Genomic DNA, 16311 nt, shown 5'->3' on the forward strand with positions numbered 1-16311 from the left:
TTTATAATCGGAAGTCAAAAAAGTATAAAATTTGATCGGTGTAGTGCATATAAGCGATATCTTAAGATATTTCTCAGTTAATGAGTTATGTCAAAATTGTACTTTGTAGCGTAACAATAAATTTTACATATAACAATTAATTAACAAATATAAAAAGAGGTGTAATATGAAAAACACAAAAACATGTTCTAAATGTAATTCAAGGAATATTATAAAAATACCAGGTAAATTTGGAGCATTTGGTTCTGGTAACAATATTACGTGGGGAATTTCAGGTTTTAATGGAGTAAAGGTAACAAGATATCTGTGCTGTGAATGTGGGTATTCTGAAGAATGGATTGATAACAAAGAAGACATAGAGAGCCTTAAGAAAAAATTCAAATAGAATAAATCATTTCACCATTTTCATAAAGTTCGTCGTAAAAAACTGAAAGAATTACTTAAGAAATCAGATAAATTGGACTGGTTATGTCTATAATGGGCAGTCTAAAAAATTAAAGTATAATTGAGCAGTAAGGGCGTAGGTACATGTCAAACTCGTAGTTTATCACGAAGTAAATATTATTTATGGTACCGTGGGGGTGTTAATTTGAAAATTGTTATTAGAGAATGTAAAACGCAGGACTATACGGACATAGTTTTACTTAATAAGAATGAAATGGGTTATGAATATCCTGCTGAAGATACAAAAAAGCAATTAAAACAATTACTAAATGATAGTAACCATAAAATATATGTAGCCGTAGTTGGAGATAAAGTAGTAGGTTATATTCACGCAAGCAATTATGAGTTGCTATATGCACCATATTTGAAAAATATTATGGGTATTGCCGTTTCATCTCATTTTAGAAAAAACGGTATCGGAAAAATGCTTTTGAATGAAGTTGAGAAATGGGCAAAGGGTACAGGTGCTTGTGGTGTACGACTGGTGTCAGGAGCAACAAGAATTGGAGCACACGCATTTTATACATCTTGTGGATATGACGGAAACAAAGAACAGAAAAATTTTAAAAAAATGTTTTAGAATTTTATTGTCATTAGCATAATTTTTAATTTTACTTAAGTCGCAACTTTCATATATGATGTATATATCCTAAAAATACGATTTATCTAACATTGTATTTTAATGTGTAGGAGTAAGTGAATTGAGCATATTTGAAATTTTAATTATAATACTCTCAGTTCTTATAGACATTTATATTTTAAGAATCATGGATTTGTTTTAACACTGATCGCTGCACTATCATTATTTAGTATAAATCATATTTAAGGGGAACTGGAGTAGGTCTTGCTCAAAGTGATGTGGCTAAAACGACCTATAACAAAATGTTGCCGTTCGCCTTGGCTAGTGAATTATTTTTATGTAGTATTGTGTAAATTTATGACTTATAATCTATATATAGGTTAGAAGTAAGCCCAACGCCAAGGCACATTCCTTCACCAAGCCCGTCGGGCTAAGGTTCAGGAACGTTACCTGATATTTTAAATCTACGAAAGTTTATGATTACGCATGAAATTTTATTATCTTAAGAAGTGAAATTGATGAATTATTATTCAACAAGAAGTTTATGGGTAAGAGATATCGATTAAAATAAGCGGAGAACATATCCCATAAACTCCCGTTCGTTTTGTCATAAAAAGACTGACAAAACACATTCTTTCACCAAGCGCGGTCGCGCTAGGGCTCAAGAATGTCGGAGTTAGCAACGTTATACGAAATTTAGAACAAAATAAGTGATTGCTCATAAGTTATTTAATTAGATCTAATTGAGATATAGTTGTTGAAAAATGCGAAGAAAGCATTATCAACAACGTATAATAAAGGAAGTGAATATATGTGTAGATTTTTATTAAGTAAGACTCTTAACACACGTGATTTAGGCGGTTATACCCTAGCTTGTGGGGAAGTAACCACATATAAGGTGTTTCTGCGCAGCGATGTGCCAATCCAAGTTTCAGATGATGACATACATCTATTATTATCCAATAATATAACAACAATCGTTGACTTGAGAAGCAATGATGAGGTTCAAAGTAAACATTGTGCCTTAAAAAGTTATAATAAATTTGAATATTATAATTGTAAAGCACATGGCGATGGCTACTTGCCTGCAAGTGTTAAAGCTGTTCCAGATTCGTACTTTGAAATGGTAGACGAGCAAAAGTCTGTACTTAATATCATGAGAGTACTTGCAAAAGCTAAAGGCGGTGTTCTTTACCATTGTACAGCGGGGAAAGATAGGACAGGAGTAATTTCAGCATTGCTGTTTCTATTAGTTGGTGTTTGCAAGATAGACATTTTAGCTGATTATCAGATTTCACAAGCATATTTAGGCTCTATGTTGCAACAGTTTTGTAACATCAATAAGAATGTTGATATTAATATCATAACTCCGAAAACAGAATATATGGAAAAATTTCTGGACATGTTCCTACAAAAATATAACTCAGTAGAAGAATATTTTTCTCGAATAGGGTTAAGTGATAGTGAAATTTTGCGATTAAAAACGAAATTAATAAACTGTGTGAGGTAATTATACTATTTACAATTGAGTACATATTTTTCATATAATGTACCACAATTATTATATAGCATGAATCATATTCAATGATAATTGGAGTAGGTCTTGCTCAAAGTGTAGTGGCAAAAACGACCTATAACAAAATATTTCCGTCCGCCTTGGGTGTAGAGTATTATAAAAAGAAGAAGATATAAAGAAAAACTGACAAAAAATATTTTGTTAAAACACTTGACAAAATATTTTTTGTTAAGTATAATTGTAAATATAAAGAATATGGAGGTGCAAATTATGAAAATTACAACAGGGCAAGCTGCACGAGGGGATAACTTTTTTAAAAGACCTATTTTAATAAATAAGTTATGGAGAAAAATTGATTCAGATAGTAGTATTATAATTTCAGCTCCAAGAAGAGTTGGAAAAACCTCATTAATGAGGTTTATAGAAGATAACCCAAAGGATAACTTTTATGTAGTTTATGTAATTACTGAATCGGTATACGATGAAAATAAGTATTATAAGGAAATTGTAAAGGCTATTTTAAATACTAATTCAATAAAGAAAAGAGATAAAGTAATAAATTCAATTAAAGATTTGGCTAAGAATATTTTTAAAAGCGTAGACGAAATTGGCGTAGACACTGTAAAATTTGTCAAAAACATTGAACTAAATTATTTTGACAAATTTATAGAGATTATGAAGTCTATTGATTTAGAAGGACACAAATTAATTATAATGATAGATGAATTTGCTCAAACAATAGAAAACATTCAACAAAAGGAAGGTACCGAATATGCAGTTAAGCTTCTTCAAAGTAACAGAGCATTAAGGCAAAATAGTGATATAAATAATAAATTCCAATTCATATATACAGGTTCCATAAGCCTCGAGGGTATTGCAAGACGAATGGATTCTTCAAAGTTTATAAATGACCTAGATATATTAAAAGTAACACCACTTAGTAATACAGAGGGGAAAAATCTTATAAATGAACTTCTTAAGGGACTTGATTTTACAATGGATGATAATACTATAAATTATATGATTAATGAAATTAAGTGGTTAATTCCTTTTTATATTCAACTTGCTATGGATAAAATTCAAGATATTTATGATGAAGAGAATATATGCGCTATTTATAGTAACTCAGTTGATATAGCAATTAAAAGTATGATTCAAGAAAATAATAAATTTAGCAGTTGGCATGAGAGGCTTAAGGTATACAAAAATAATGACTATAAGTTCGTTATAGAAGTATTAAACATAATATCTATAACCGAAGCTAAGAAGATAACCTATAATGGAATGCATGATTTAGCTGTGCAATACAATCTTTCTGATACATACAAAGATCTTATAGATACTCTTATAGATGACGGATATTTAAATAATGATGAGGAGGATAAAATATATACATTTACTTCTCCTATATTAAGAATGTGGTGGTGTAAAAAAATTGCAAACTAATAGTTTAAGTCTTTATAACCCTAACAATTTAACAGAGCAAGAATTAATTGATAGATTTGTTATAAGAAAAAAAGAATTCAATAAAATCATTAAAGATATAAAAAATTCTAATATGAAATATCCAGAGCAACATTATATTATAGAAGCTGAAAGAGGATATGGTAAAACAACTTTATTAAAGAGATTATACGTTGAAATAAAAAGAGATAGTGAATTAAACGAGAGGCTTATTCCTGTTATCCTACCAGAAGAACAATACAGCATTCGTAAACTATTTAAACTCTGGGAGGTAACTGCTGAGCAGCTTGAAATGGAAAGCGATGAATTTATAGGGCTTTATAATGAAATGCTTAAATATTCGAAGGAAGAGGATTACGAAGATATATGTTTTAAACTTCTTGAGCAGAAACTTAAAGAAAAAAATATAAAGTTAATACTTTTAATAGATAATACATTCGATATATTAAAAAAGTTCAAAATTTATGAACAGCAAAAATTTAGAGAAATCCTCTTAACTTCTGCTGAAATCCGAATTATAGGGGCAGCGTCAGAGGTTTTAGAATTTACCTTCGATTATAATAAACCCTTTTATGACTTTTTTAAGCATATAAAATTGAAAGGTTTAAGTTCTGAAGAAAATGTGGTGTTTTTTGAAAATTTAGGCGAAATTTCTAATGAGAAAAATACAAATGTGGTAGTTAAAAGTAATAGTGGGAAAATAGAAGCTTTAAGGAGGCTAACCGGTGGTGCGCCGAGAGTCATGCTAATAATTTTTAATACTTTTATTGGAAACAGTGGAGCGGCCTTTAAAGAACTAGAAATATTAATAGATAGAGTAACACCTCTTTATAAACACACAATGGATATTTTATCACCAGTGCAACAAGAACTTGTTGATGTTGTAGCGTTAAGCTGGGATGCAATAACCACAAAAGAAATTGCAGATAGAATAAGAATGCAAAGCAAGGAAGTATCAGCTCATCTAAAGCAATTAGAAAAAAGTGGAATAATAAATAAAATACCAGTAAATAAGAAAAATTACATGTATCAAATTAAAGAACGGTTCTTTAATATATGGTATCTAATGAGGTTTGGAGGAAAAAAAGAAAAACAAAAGGTACAATATCTTGTAGATTTTCTTGAAACCTGGTGCAATAGGGAAGAACTAACAGTTAAGAAGATTGATAAGGTCGAAATTGACGCAATATTTAGCTCAGCTGAAAATTTACTTTGGAAGGATCGAATAGAGGAATCAATAAAAAAGGTCGATTTATTTTTACAATTATGCAATAATACAGATGAATATAATAAGTCTATAAACAAATATTTCATACTGCTAATGGCTAAAAAACAGAATAACTCACTATTTAAATTGTTTAGCGATAGTGAATTTAAACTGAAGGATAAATTTAAGCCTACTTATTATGCATTAATGTACTTTATGAAGAAGCAGAATGAGCAATTTGAAATAGAGTATAGAAAAGTCGGTGAGGAATTAGAAGAAACTGTTGAAGAGATTATTTACGAGGTTAAGAAGATAGAAGGCGAGTTATAAGTCTATATAAAACTATTCTACATTTCTATTATATATGTTACTATTACTAAGGCAGTTGAAATACTTAGATAGATTGTTTCAGCTACTATACCCGTGATTTTAAATGTATATATAATAAACTAACAATAAAAAAGGAGACATGGAAGCAATGCTAGATATAACAAAAACACAACTACAAAATAAGTACAAAATAAGCTCTGAAATACTAGGACTCTATGAGTTAGCTATACAAGATGTTCAAAGCGAATTTATAAAGCTTGACGAAATAAGAGAATTCAACCAACTTAAGGTTCTGACTGCACTACAGGATGAAAGAATTAGTGACTCTCATTTTACAAATTCCACTGGATACGGTTATGGGGATATTGGTCGTGATTCACTAGATAAAGTATATGCAAGAATTTTCAACGCTGAGAGTGCACTTGTTAGACCACATTTCGTAAATGGAACTCATGCAATTGGGGCAGCCTTATTTGGTAATTTAAGACCCAAAGATACCATGCTGTCAGTATGCGGAACACCCTACGATACGCTTCTTAATATAATAGGGATAAACGTTACGGAAGATATAGGATCTTTAAAGGATTATGGTGTAAATTATAAACAATTAGAATTAAACCATAACTCTAAAGTTGATATCGAGCTAATGAAAAATACTTTGCTTAAAGATGAGTCAATAAAGTTAATTCATATTCAAAGATCTACAGGATATGGCTGGAGAAAAGCATTATTAATTTCTGAAATAGAAGAAATTATTAAGTCGGCAAAAGCTATAAATCCAGAGGTGATTTGTTTTGTAGATAATTGTTATGGCGAATTTATCGAAGCTACTGAGCCTACAGATGTCGGTGCAGATTTAGTTGCTGGTTCACTAATAAAAAATATTGGTGGAGGAATTGCACCTACTGGTGGATATATAGCAGGCAAAGAAAAATATGTAGTTCTGGCTTCATATAGATTAACAACTCCTGGCATAGGAGGGGAGTGTGGTTCTACTTTTGGTGTTATGCGCTCTTTATATCAAGGACTATTCCTAGCACCGCACGTATCTATGGAAGCTCTGAAGGGTGCTATTTTCTGTGCTAGAATTATGGAACTTGCAGGCTTTGAAGTTCTTCCTAAATATAATGATAAAAGAAGCGATATAATTCAAGCTATCAAATTTAATGATAAAGAAAAGTTAATTAATTTTTGTAAGGGAATACAATCGGGCTCTCCAATTGACTCTTTTGTAGAGTGTGAACCTTGGGATATGCCAGGATATACAGATAAGGTTATAATGGCTGCAGGAGCATTTATTCAAGGTGCATCTATAGAACTATCCGCAGATGCACCAATTAGAGAACCTTATATAGCATATCTTCAAGGGGGACTTACTTTTGACCACGCTAAGATAGGAATACTAATTGCACTTTCAAAAGTCTTATAAGATATGTAATATATATCGTTTTACATAGTATTGGAAAAACAAAAAGTGGATGGATAAATTTAACGGAGTATCAACTAATTTTTTGGCGAATTATCTCCATTGGTTCAAGTCGTTACAGCGTTTCAAAGATGATAAAGACATAATGAAAAAAGGAGAAATTTCTATGATGGAGCATGATGAGTGTAGTATGTTTGAAAAAAGAAAACATGAAATAGTTCTTACTTCAGTTGAAATAATTAAAACAGTTTACACTTATGGTACTATACCATTGCCTAACTTTTTCAATGATGAAAAATATTCAGATATAGTTTACGAATATTATAAAGAAGGTCTAAGGCTAATAAGTGATGGCAAACCGCCTGAAATTGTTAAATTCATGCTTGAATATGAGAAAATGAAGTGGATGAGAAACTGTAACATCACACATGAAAATCTACTATTGGTAACAATTATTCAAGGAATTATTCCTTATATACAAGAAATTGATTTTAATGGTTTTTACCAGTTATGTTGCTGTATTATTTCAGAAAAACAACATTGTAGTGATGTTGCAAACTTGCTTTTAGAAATCAACCCCAATATATGGGGTGATCACTTCGATAAGTGATTGTCACATTATATAGAAATATTTAATACGCACAGTATAAAGTTTACGATACTTTAATAATTAAGGAAAAGTTTATTGGCTTGTCAAAATAGACAAGCCAATTTTATATTCTTTTATCCTCAATAATGTCTAACATAGCCTAATATTTAAAAGCTATGAGTTAATACTTTCTATAAATACCAGCAAGTACACCCAAGATTGAACAGTCAGAAACTATAATAGGGGCCATGGATGAATTTTCAGGTTGAAGTCTTATATGGCCTTTTTCCTTGAAAAATCTTTTTATAGTTGCCTCATTATCAATAAGCGCTACAACAATATCTCCATTTCTAGAGACATTAGTCTTCTCAATTATAGCTAAATCTCCATCTAATATTCCAGCTTCAATCATACTGCTACCTGAAACTTTAAGTATAAAGAGCTCATTATTGGTTCTAGTAAAATTTAAAGGAAGTGTGAATGTATCCTCAACATTTTCAACTGCTAAAATTGGTTGACCAGCAGTTATTTTTCCTATAATAGGGATATCTATTAATTCTTTTCTTATAACGGAATCCTTTAATAATTCAATTGCACGAGGTTTCGTAGGATCCCTACGAATATATCCTTTTCTTTCTAACCTTTCTAAATGCCCATGAACCGTGGATGTGGATTTTAATGATACTGCCTCACATATTTCTCTTACTGAAGGTGGATATCCTTTTAATTGAATTTGATCCTTTATAAAATTATATATTTCACTTTGCTTATCTTTTTTTTCGGTTACCATTGGAAACACCTCTCATTCGTAGTAGAATTATACCATATAAATGCAATAACATCAAACTTATGTTCGCATTTTTCATTAATATTTGATTGTTGAACTCTTCTTTGTTATAATGGTCTATTATGATTGTGTTTTAATAAATGGAGCGGGGTGTTGTATGTCTAAAAATTGTATTTTTAATATAAAGAAAATATGTGATAATTGTGGAGAATGTGATATTTGTGAATTAAATCGCAGTAAGAAATGTGATAATTGTGGCAAATGTTTAGAACTAGAAGGTTACGATGTTAAAGCAATAAAAATTGATGAAGTTTTTGAGCATGAAGAGATTGAAGAGACTGTAGAATTAGAAGATGTTATAGATGTAGAGATAGAAGATATTGAAGTGGTAGACGATAAAGTTGAAGATGAAGTTGATGAACTACCAAAGATTTCAAATTACGAAGCGTTTTTGGAAGCAGAAGAAGAAGAAGAAACTGCGAAGCTAAACAAGGATGATTACATACCTGAAAACAATGAGGTTTGGGAATATATAGATGACGTAGACGGCGCACGTGAACTACTTGAAAATGATGAAGATACCTCAGAACTACTTAAAGAGGAATTTCCTGGTCTTATAATACTTAAAGATAGAAGAGATATGAGAGACAAAAAATAAATCATACTTTAAAGTATTAAAGAGTGTGAAAAAGTATATATTACGCAAAATGCATCCAAGAAAGTGTTGCATTTTTAGTAATATATACTTTTTATTATTCATCAGATAGGGGATTTGACTTAACAGCAGTTCTTAATTTATCACTATCTACATGAGTATATATTTGGGTAGTACCTATATTTTCATGACCCAGAATTTCTTGAAGGCTTCTGATATCAACATTTCCATGCTTATACATAAGAGTAGCTGAAGTATGCCTTAATTTATGCGGAGTGTACTTATCTTTATTAAGCCCAGCATTTCCTATATGTTTTTTTACAATTCGTTCTACAGTTCTTTTGTTAATTCTCCCATGCTTAGCACTAATAAAAAGTGCATCCTTATCTTCAATATGAATTTTTTCTATTCCTTCATTCCTAATAGGTAAATACTTAAAAATTGCCTTTAATGAAGCTTTGTTTAAATAAATGGTTCGCTGCTTATTGCCCTTACCAATAATAGACAATGTATCGTCTTTCATATCAGATATATTTATACTACAAAGCTCTGATAATCTGAGGCCACAATTCAAAAATAGGCTAATAATACTATAATCGCGAATAGAGTGCTTATCCATTGAGTTTGCTGCGTTTAGAAGGATCTTACTTTCTTCTAAAGTTAAATAAACAGGGCTTCTTTTTCCTAGTTTAGGTGATTCCATATCTAAAGTAGGGTCCATAGTTAGCACTTTAGCCTTAGTAGTTAAATAGTTAAAGAGGGATTTAATAGCAGCAATTTTCCTTGCTTTAGCATAGTTTCCATTGGCTCTATATTTTGAGAGATAGGAGATAAATGCGTATAAATCCTGAAGTTCAAGAGTTTTAAGAATATCTATAGTAAGGTCATTAATGGGGATATCTGAAAAGTTAAGTGATGACGTTTCTGGTATTAAACCTTTATGCAACTTTAGAAACTTTAGAAACAGTGATAAATCAGCAGTGTATGCAACAATAGTTGCACTAGAACAGCCTCTAACAGTATCTAAATAATTAAAATAATCACTCATAAACTTTGGTATTTCATTATTGTAAATAGTATTCATAGTAGATTTCATATGTACCTCCCTCTTATCGAATAATAATGTCGTGAAACTTACATTTCACGACATTATTATTCGATAAGAGGGAGGCAAAATCCTTCTTTTTTTATAAAATAATTAATGTTTTATTTTTATTTAATAAATTATATTGTTTTAATACAATGTTTTTATACTTTTCTAATGCTGTAAGTTAAAATTAAAGCTACCAGTTTTGCCTTACTGATAGCTTTAATTTATATTATGACTAGCGGTAGTCTATACGTTTATTGAAGTTTCCACGCCTAAAGCTTCTTTGTTAGCTTCGAGTATAGGATTTATATATTCCTCTATAAATTCTATAACTTGACTTGGAGCTCTACCTACAAATTTAACTGGGTCAATTACAGCTAGAATCTCTTCTTTTGACATTTTAAAGCTATCATCGTTAATAATTCTCTCAATAAGATCATTATTTAAGCCTTCTTCTTTAACTCGTTTTGCTGCAGCCATAGAATGGACTCTAATACTTTCATGAAGTTCTTGTCTGTCCCCGCCCCTTTTAACTGCTTCCATAAGAATATTTTCTGTAGCCATAAATGGAAGTTCATTATTTACATGAGCAGTAATTACCTTTTCATATACAACCATATTTCCCGCTATATTTATATATAGATTTAATACCCCGTCAAGTGCTAGGAAAGCTTCAGCTACGGATATTCTCTTATTAGCTGAATCATCCAATGTTCTTTCAAACCATTGTGTTGAAGCTGTAATAGCTGGATTTAATGAATTTACTATAATGTATCTTGATAGTGCACTAATTCGCTCAGAACGCATAGGGTTTCTTTTATACGCCATTGCCGAGGATCCAATCTGACTTTTTTCAAAAGGCTCTTCTACTTCTTTCATATTTTGAAGTAATCTTAAATCATTACTAAATTTATATGCACTTTGGGCTATTTCTGATAATGTATTTAGTATTATAGAGTCTAGTTTTCTAGAATAAGTTTGACCAGTAACTGGATATGTATTTTTAAAACCCATTTTGTTAGCTACAAACTTATCTAAGTCTTTTACTTTTTTCTCATCATTATCAAACAAATTCATAAAACTAGCCTGTGTGCCTGTTGTTCCTTTAACCCCTCTTAATTTCATCTTATCAATTACAAAGTCTAAATTTTCTAGATCCATTATTAATTCTTGAATCCATAGAGTGGCTCTTTTACCTACAGTAGTTAATTGAGCTGGCTGTAAATGAGTATACCCCAAAGTAGGAACGTCCTTATATTTTAATGCGAAGTTAGAAGACTTACTAACTACGTTAACCAATTTCTTCTTAATTAATAACATGGCTTCTCTCATCACTATTAAATCGGTGTTATCACCTACGTAACAGCTAGTAGCCCCTAGATGGATAATTCCCTTTGCTGCAGGGCACTGTACCCCATATGCATATACATGACTCATTACATCATGTCTTATTTCTTTTTCTTTTTCTTCAGCTACTTCATAGTTTACGTTATCTACATAAGACTTAAGTTCATCAATTTGAGTTTGCGTAATATTAACTCCTAATTCTTTTTCACCTTCTGCTAGTGCAACCCAAAGTTTTCTCCAAGTTTTAAATTTCATATCATCTGAAAATAAGTAACTCATCTCTTTTGATGCATACCTGCTGTTTAATGGTGTATTATAAGAATTTCTCATATTTAGCCTCCATACGTACGATTTAAAATATAAAATAAATTTCATTCACATTATAACATACAATATAATTATAATTAATAAAATTATTCGTATATTAGATTTGTTTTTAAAAATATTATTTAACATACACTTTTATCTCATTATATAATATTTTATAAAAGTTAATAAACAGTTCTAAAATATTGTATTTCTAATATAATCTATACAAAGAACAATTATATAAGTTTGGGGGGAATTATGTATAAACTTAGTATTATAGACAAACTATCGTTCATATTTGTATTGGTGGGTGCTCTAAATTGGGGACTCTTAGGCCTATTAAATTTCAATTTAGTATATTTTATTTTTAAATCTGTTCCATTCCTGGTTAATGCAATATACATCTTAGTAGGATTGTCTGCTGTCAATATTATTATTTTCATACTTAGGAATAAAAAAGGTTAAATCTTCTTTATTAATAATATTAATAGCAAAAATACTCCATAGGTTATTATGGAGTATTTTTACTTACTTTAACCAATTATTATTTAAAAGTCAAGGTTTACAAATCTTTCGGGTTAATGATATTGAAATTCATTTAGATTTATTGTGTTGTGCCTTGTGAATATGACTCCTTCACTTTCTAGAAACATCTTCTGCAAATTATGTGACTCATAATCTTTTATGACAATCTCTCCTTTTACATTTACAACTCTATGCCAAGGAAGTTTATATTTTTCACTTAATGAATGAAGAATTCTAACCACCTGCCTAGCTCCTCTTGGGCTTCCGGCTAAGGCTGCAATTTGACCGTATGTCATCACTTTACCTTCTGGTATGCCTTTTATAATTTCTACTACTCTTTCTGTAAAAGGTTCCATTTTAAGCCCCTTTCTATTTCAAATATTATTTGAATCAGACCACATTAACATCTCCACTTTTAGTTTTATAAAATTTGCTCATTCCAAAAAGTACAAAAGCGTTAATCGTTAATCCTATATATATTGAATTTAATTTTTCAAAGCCCAATAAAATCCATATTAAACTAGCAAGTGGCCCTGCAATTATAGAATATATACCCGCTTGCATTGATACCCTACTTCTAAAAAACAAGGCTACAATAACTGGAATAAAAATAGGTGTAGCTCTAAAAATCATTGAAAGGAACCCCCAATTAAGTATCATTGAATCTTTATTATTTATTACTATTATTAAAGACATAAATCCAATGGAAATTATAGTTCGTCTTAAGATATAAAGTTGCTTTTTATCTCCCGCTTTTTTATTAATACAGTGGATATAAATTTCTCTAACAAACATAGTTGCAATTCCTAAAGTAAGGCCTGCTCCTGTTGCTATAGATGAAATTAGTACAGTTGCTATACACACTCCCCCTAGAACTGGATTTAAATAATTCATAAGAAACAAAGGAAATGCTTCACTTGGTAAAATACCAGGATGATGAATTCTCATATACATACCAATCATTGTACATACGATACCTACCGGAAGAATTAAAAACGCTACAAAAAAAGCACTTCTTCTTGATATTTTAGAATTTTTTCCTGCCATTATAGCCTGAAAATAAGTTTGAGTGGATAATACCCCAACTATTGTAGATATTCCCGAAGCTATATCAGATGAGATTCATCCACTAAATAAGTTGAACCATGGTTCTTGTGGAAGAATAGAGGTTATCTCTCTAATTCCATTGAACTTAAATATTAATAATATACCACATATAATACTTGTTCCATATAGAAGGATTGTTTTTACCGCACCTACCATTGTACTTCCCCAAAAGCCGCCAAATACAACATATGCTACAAGCAGACACACAACTATTACTACAGTTTTAATAATACTCATACCAAACACTACGGTAAATAAAGCAGTACAGGCTATAACCTGGCCATTAATATGAATAAACATCCCTATTGATAATAAAATACTAGATATTGTTCTTGCTTTTTTACCATATGCATTTCCTATTATCTGTGGGATTGTTTCTATAGATTTCTTGTTTACCTGCGTTGAATAAAATAATCCTAGTAGTATACTTGCTATAGAAAGTCCAAATATAAACCACATTGCTCCAATACCCCTATTATAAGCCATTTGAGCAGTTCCTACAGTACCTGCTCCACCTATTATAGAACCCATAAGCATACTTGTGACACCAATGGCTCCAAGTTTACTTCCACCTGATATAAAATCTTTAGATGTTTTAACTCTTGATTTTGATAAATAGCCAATTATTCCAGTTATAATCAAGGTAATAATGGCACTAATTATAAGCATTATGCGCATCCCCTTCAAGTATTCTATAGTGATGATTATCACTTGATTAATATACTTTAATTTGTTTTATGTGTGAGAAGTAATTTTCCCTACTGGTGCTAAATAAATCACAAATTCATTTTCTCCGTCAAGATTTAAAAATTTATCAAATCCCTTCTGATCATAAGCTGCTATTGCACATGTTCCACAATCTATAGCTCCACAAGCAAGATAGAGGTTTTGGCATACATGGCCGGCATCTAAAAGCATAGGTTTATGAGCAACCATATTATATCTCCACTCTCCCCTATACGGGATTACACTCCATATAAAAGTGACAGCACTTTTTCCAGCGAATTTTTGTCCGAGCGTTAAATCGGATAGCCTTTTTTCCGTATTTACAACTTCAAAAATATAAAGTAATTGGTGCGTTAGAGGCAGATAACGATATACTCCACTTTTTAAACCGTAAACTTTGTTTACAACTATGTAGGTTTCAAAAGGATGTCTTGCCCCAGCAGAAGGAACTGGCCTTATAGTTGCATAATTATCTCCCCTTATCATTTTCACTCCTTGCGTTGACCAAAGTAAGAAGGATAATTCTGCTAAACTAATACATTCACTACTAAAACTACGGTGGCTTACCCTCTCCTTAAAAATATCAAATATATTTATCTTTGTTAATATGCTTTCATTCACATCAGGCAAGTCAATTTTCTCGCTATTTTCATCATAAGGTTTTTGTAAGGGTGGTTGCGGTAAGTTTAGTTGTTGGTCTGTTTTTATACCCTCTGCCTCTACAAAATATGATTTCATCCATTCACGTTGCTGTTTTATATTATTCATAGTACACTCCCCTTTTTATCATTTTGATGTTTATATATTATTTATAGGTTTCACCAATTTTATAATCTATATATCCCATGTTTCTACTTCTTATTATTAGTACTAAATCTATTAAATGGAATGGAAGTAATCCCGCTATAAAAAATACATTATTAAGATTAAATCTAATCATTAATATTCCGTATAAAATAAGATATATCGATTTGAATATTGAAAATTTTAATTGTAACCCTAAAAATTCATTTAATTTTATGAATTTCATTTCGCTTGTTCGATAGTATGCTCTACTAAAATAAGTAACTTTATTTCTACACAAAACGGAATATATTAAATACACTATTCCGGCTAATGGATAAAATATTTCTAATAATTTCATTTTATTCCTGCCTCTCTATTCTTATTTAAAATTTTCATAACTACTTGATAATACTTTACTTCTTTGCATAGCTTGCTATTCAGCCATCCCTATTTTATTTAAGATTATTAAACAAATTCCAAGCGAAACAAGTAAACCCATACCTAAAATTACAATTAAAGTTAAAGAAGTGGTATTTTGATTTAGTAAAAAAGCAACACCACCAGAACATATACAAACCAATGCAGCTATAATGGTTATAGATTTTGTATCAATAAAAGGTCCCAATATTTTCATATAGGGCAGCTTTAACTTGTGTATAATCATAAATATCATAGAAATTAGAGAAAGAAAAGGTAATAATATCACTAATAATATAATACCGTCCATAAATAATTTCACTCCTCTTATAATTTCATTATATCTTTTATTTGAACATTGACCTTTACAAATAAAGGTATTAAGTATCTGTACACTATACTTAACGTTAGTTTAAAAATAGTAAATTAATCAAATAACATCATTAAATATTATATTTTTACATATATGAAAATTTATTTGTTAATTGCATTGCTGTTTTATGCATTTCAGCTTCAGTTAATCCATATATCTTTTACTACAGACTAATTATTCAATATTTAGGTAAATTGTCTATAGCTACGAAAATATTATGATATTTACATACCATGATGAAGTATAAAATATTTGTTAGATATAACTTTTTCTGAAAATAATTGTAGCTTTCTAAATTTCTTAACAAGTTCATCTCGATTTATATCAATTCTTGCATAATTGCCATGTGTTACACCATAAGCTGCGTTCCAGCTATATGGGGCAGTAAGGTTTAAAGTAGATGGATCATTTGAAAATAAATCAGCCCATGCTTTTGTTATTTTTAATATAACTTCCGCTCCCTCTTTATCAAACAATGTGACTCCACAATTGTTTAATCCAAGTCCTTTTTCGTAACTCCCTCCTGGATTTTACTAGGATGACGTATCCCCCTTTTGGCGACCTCATATTGTAGACTCACTCAGTATAAGAATAATTGTTAGAGGACACTTTAATTTGCAGTAAATCCTCTAT

At 30.4% G+C, this 16311-nt stretch carries 17 protein-coding genes and 1 pseudogene; 9 read left to right on the top strand and 9 right to left on the bottom strand.

Annotated elements, in window-relative coordinates; translation table 11 throughout:
- Positions 1–166 precede the first annotated feature (166 nt).
- From ACJAX4_RS05220 to ACJAX4_RS05250, 7 genes are all read left to right on the top strand, one after another.
- Complete coding sequence (locus ACJAX4_RS05220) at positions 167–385, top strand: hypothetical protein (protein WP_435788397.1); 219 nt, start codon at positions 167–169, stop codon at positions 383–385.
- Between the two features lie 204 nt (positions 386–589).
- Positions 590–1024, top strand: a complete 435-nt coding sequence (locus tag ACJAX4_RS05225; RefSeq protein ID WP_435788398.1) for a GNAT family N-acetyltransferase — start codon at positions 590–592, stop codon at positions 1022–1024.
- Between the two features lie 811 nt (positions 1025–1835).
- On the top strand, positions 1836–2534 hold the full coding sequence (locus ACJAX4_RS05230; RefSeq protein ID WP_435788399.1) for a tyrosine-protein phosphatase: 699 nt from the start codon (positions 1836–1838) through the stop codon (positions 2532–2534).
- A 276-nt stretch (positions 2535–2810) separates the two neighbouring features.
- Positions 2811–3986 (top strand): ATP-binding protein, encoded by a 1176-nt coding sequence (locus ACJAX4_RS05235; RefSeq protein WP_435788400.1) that lies wholly within the window; start codon positions 2811–2813, stop codon positions 3984–3986.
- A complete protein-coding gene (locus tag ACJAX4_RS05240) occupies positions 3976–5541 on the top strand; it encodes a hypothetical protein (RefSeq protein ID WP_435788401.1) in 1566 nt (521 codons plus the stop codon). The genes ACJAX4_RS05235 and ACJAX4_RS05240 overlap by 11 nt, the downstream gene beginning before the upstream one ends.
- A 148-nt stretch (positions 5542–5689) precedes the next feature.
- Entirely contained in the window at positions 5690–6970 is a 1281-nt protein-coding gene (locus ACJAX4_RS05245; RefSeq protein WP_435788402.1) for an aminotransferase class I/II-fold pyridoxal phosphate-dependent enzyme, read from the top strand.
- A 49-nt stretch (positions 6971–7019) separates the two neighbouring features.
- A complete protein-coding gene (locus ACJAX4_RS05250; protein ID WP_435788403.1) occupies positions 7020–7577 on the top strand; it encodes a hypothetical protein in 558 nt (185 codons plus the stop codon).
- Between the two features lie 160 nt (positions 7578–7737).
- On the opposite strand, the gene lexA is transcribed toward ACJAX4_RS05250, so the two are convergent.
- Positions 7738–8346, bottom strand: a complete 609-nt coding sequence (lexA, locus tag ACJAX4_RS05255; protein WP_435788404.1) for a transcriptional repressor LexA — start codon at positions 8344–8346, stop codon at positions 7738–7740.
- A gap of 154 nt (positions 8347–8500) precedes the next feature.
- Here lexA and ACJAX4_RS05260 point away from each other — a divergent pair, with 154 nt between their 5' ends.
- Positions 8501–9001, top strand: a complete 501-nt coding sequence (locus ACJAX4_RS05260) for a hypothetical protein (RefSeq protein ID WP_435788405.1) — start codon at positions 8501–8503, stop codon at positions 8999–9001.
- 94 nt (positions 9002–9095) lie between these two features.
- On the opposite strand, the gene ACJAX4_RS05265 is transcribed toward ACJAX4_RS05260, so the two are convergent.
- Both ACJAX4_RS05265 and purB read right to left on the bottom strand, forming a co-directional pair.
- Positions 9096–10094 (bottom strand): tyrosine recombinase XerC, encoded by a 999-nt coding sequence (locus ACJAX4_RS05265; protein WP_435788406.1) that lies wholly within the window; start codon positions 10092–10094, stop codon positions 9096–9098.
- A 240-nt stretch (positions 10095–10334) separates the two neighbouring features.
- Positions 10335–11765, bottom strand: coding sequence for an adenylosuccinate lyase (purB, locus tag ACJAX4_RS05270; RefSeq protein WP_435788407.1), 1431 nt, complete (start codon positions 11763–11765; stop codon positions 10335–10337).
- Between the two features lie 237 nt (positions 11766–12002).
- Here purB and ACJAX4_RS05275 point away from each other — a divergent pair, with 237 nt between their 5' ends.
- Complete coding sequence (locus ACJAX4_RS05275) at positions 12003–12209, top strand: DUF378 domain-containing protein (RefSeq protein ID WP_435788408.1); 207 nt, start codon at positions 12003–12005, stop codon at positions 12207–12209.
- A gap of 113 nt (positions 12210–12322) precedes the next feature.
- On the opposite strand, the gene ACJAX4_RS05280 is transcribed toward ACJAX4_RS05275, so the two are convergent.
- From ACJAX4_RS05280 to ACJAX4_RS05305, 6 genes and pseudogenes are all read right to left on the bottom strand, one after another.
- Positions 12323–12625, bottom strand: coding sequence for an MGMT family protein (locus ACJAX4_RS05280; RefSeq protein ID WP_435788409.1), 303 nt, complete (start codon positions 12623–12625; stop codon positions 12323–12325).
- A gap of 34 nt (positions 12626–12659) precedes the next feature.
- A pseudogene (locus tag ACJAX4_RS05285) lies at positions 12660–14054 on the bottom strand (sodium:solute symporter family protein).
- A gap of 57 nt (positions 14055–14111) precedes the next feature.
- The gene (locus ACJAX4_RS05290) at positions 14112–14870 is read right to left on the bottom strand and encodes a SagB/ThcOx family dehydrogenase (RefSeq protein WP_435788410.1); all 759 of its coding nucleotides are present in this window, start codon (positions 14868–14870) and stop codon (positions 14112–14114) included.
- A 37-nt stretch (positions 14871–14907) separates the two neighbouring features.
- Positions 14908–15246 carry a hypothetical protein gene (locus ACJAX4_RS05295; protein ID WP_435788411.1) on the bottom strand — a complete coding sequence of 113 codons (339 nt, stop codon included), beginning with the start codon at positions 15244–15246 and terminating at the stop codon, positions 14908–14910.
- Between the two features lie 75 nt (positions 15247–15321).
- Complete coding sequence (locus tag ACJAX4_RS05300; protein WP_435788412.1) at positions 15322–15615, bottom strand: hypothetical protein; 294 nt, start codon at positions 15613–15615, stop codon at positions 15322–15324.
- Between the two features lie 287 nt (positions 15616–15902).
- A complete protein-coding gene (locus ACJAX4_RS05305) occupies positions 15903–16154 on the bottom strand; it encodes a hypothetical protein (protein ID WP_435788413.1) in 252 nt (83 codons plus the stop codon).
- Positions 16155–16311: the final 157 nt, after the last annotated feature.

Source organism: Clostridium sp. (assembly GCF_051278035.1).
GTDB lineage: Bacteria > Bacillota > Clostridia > Clostridiales > Clostridiaceae > Clostridium_AD.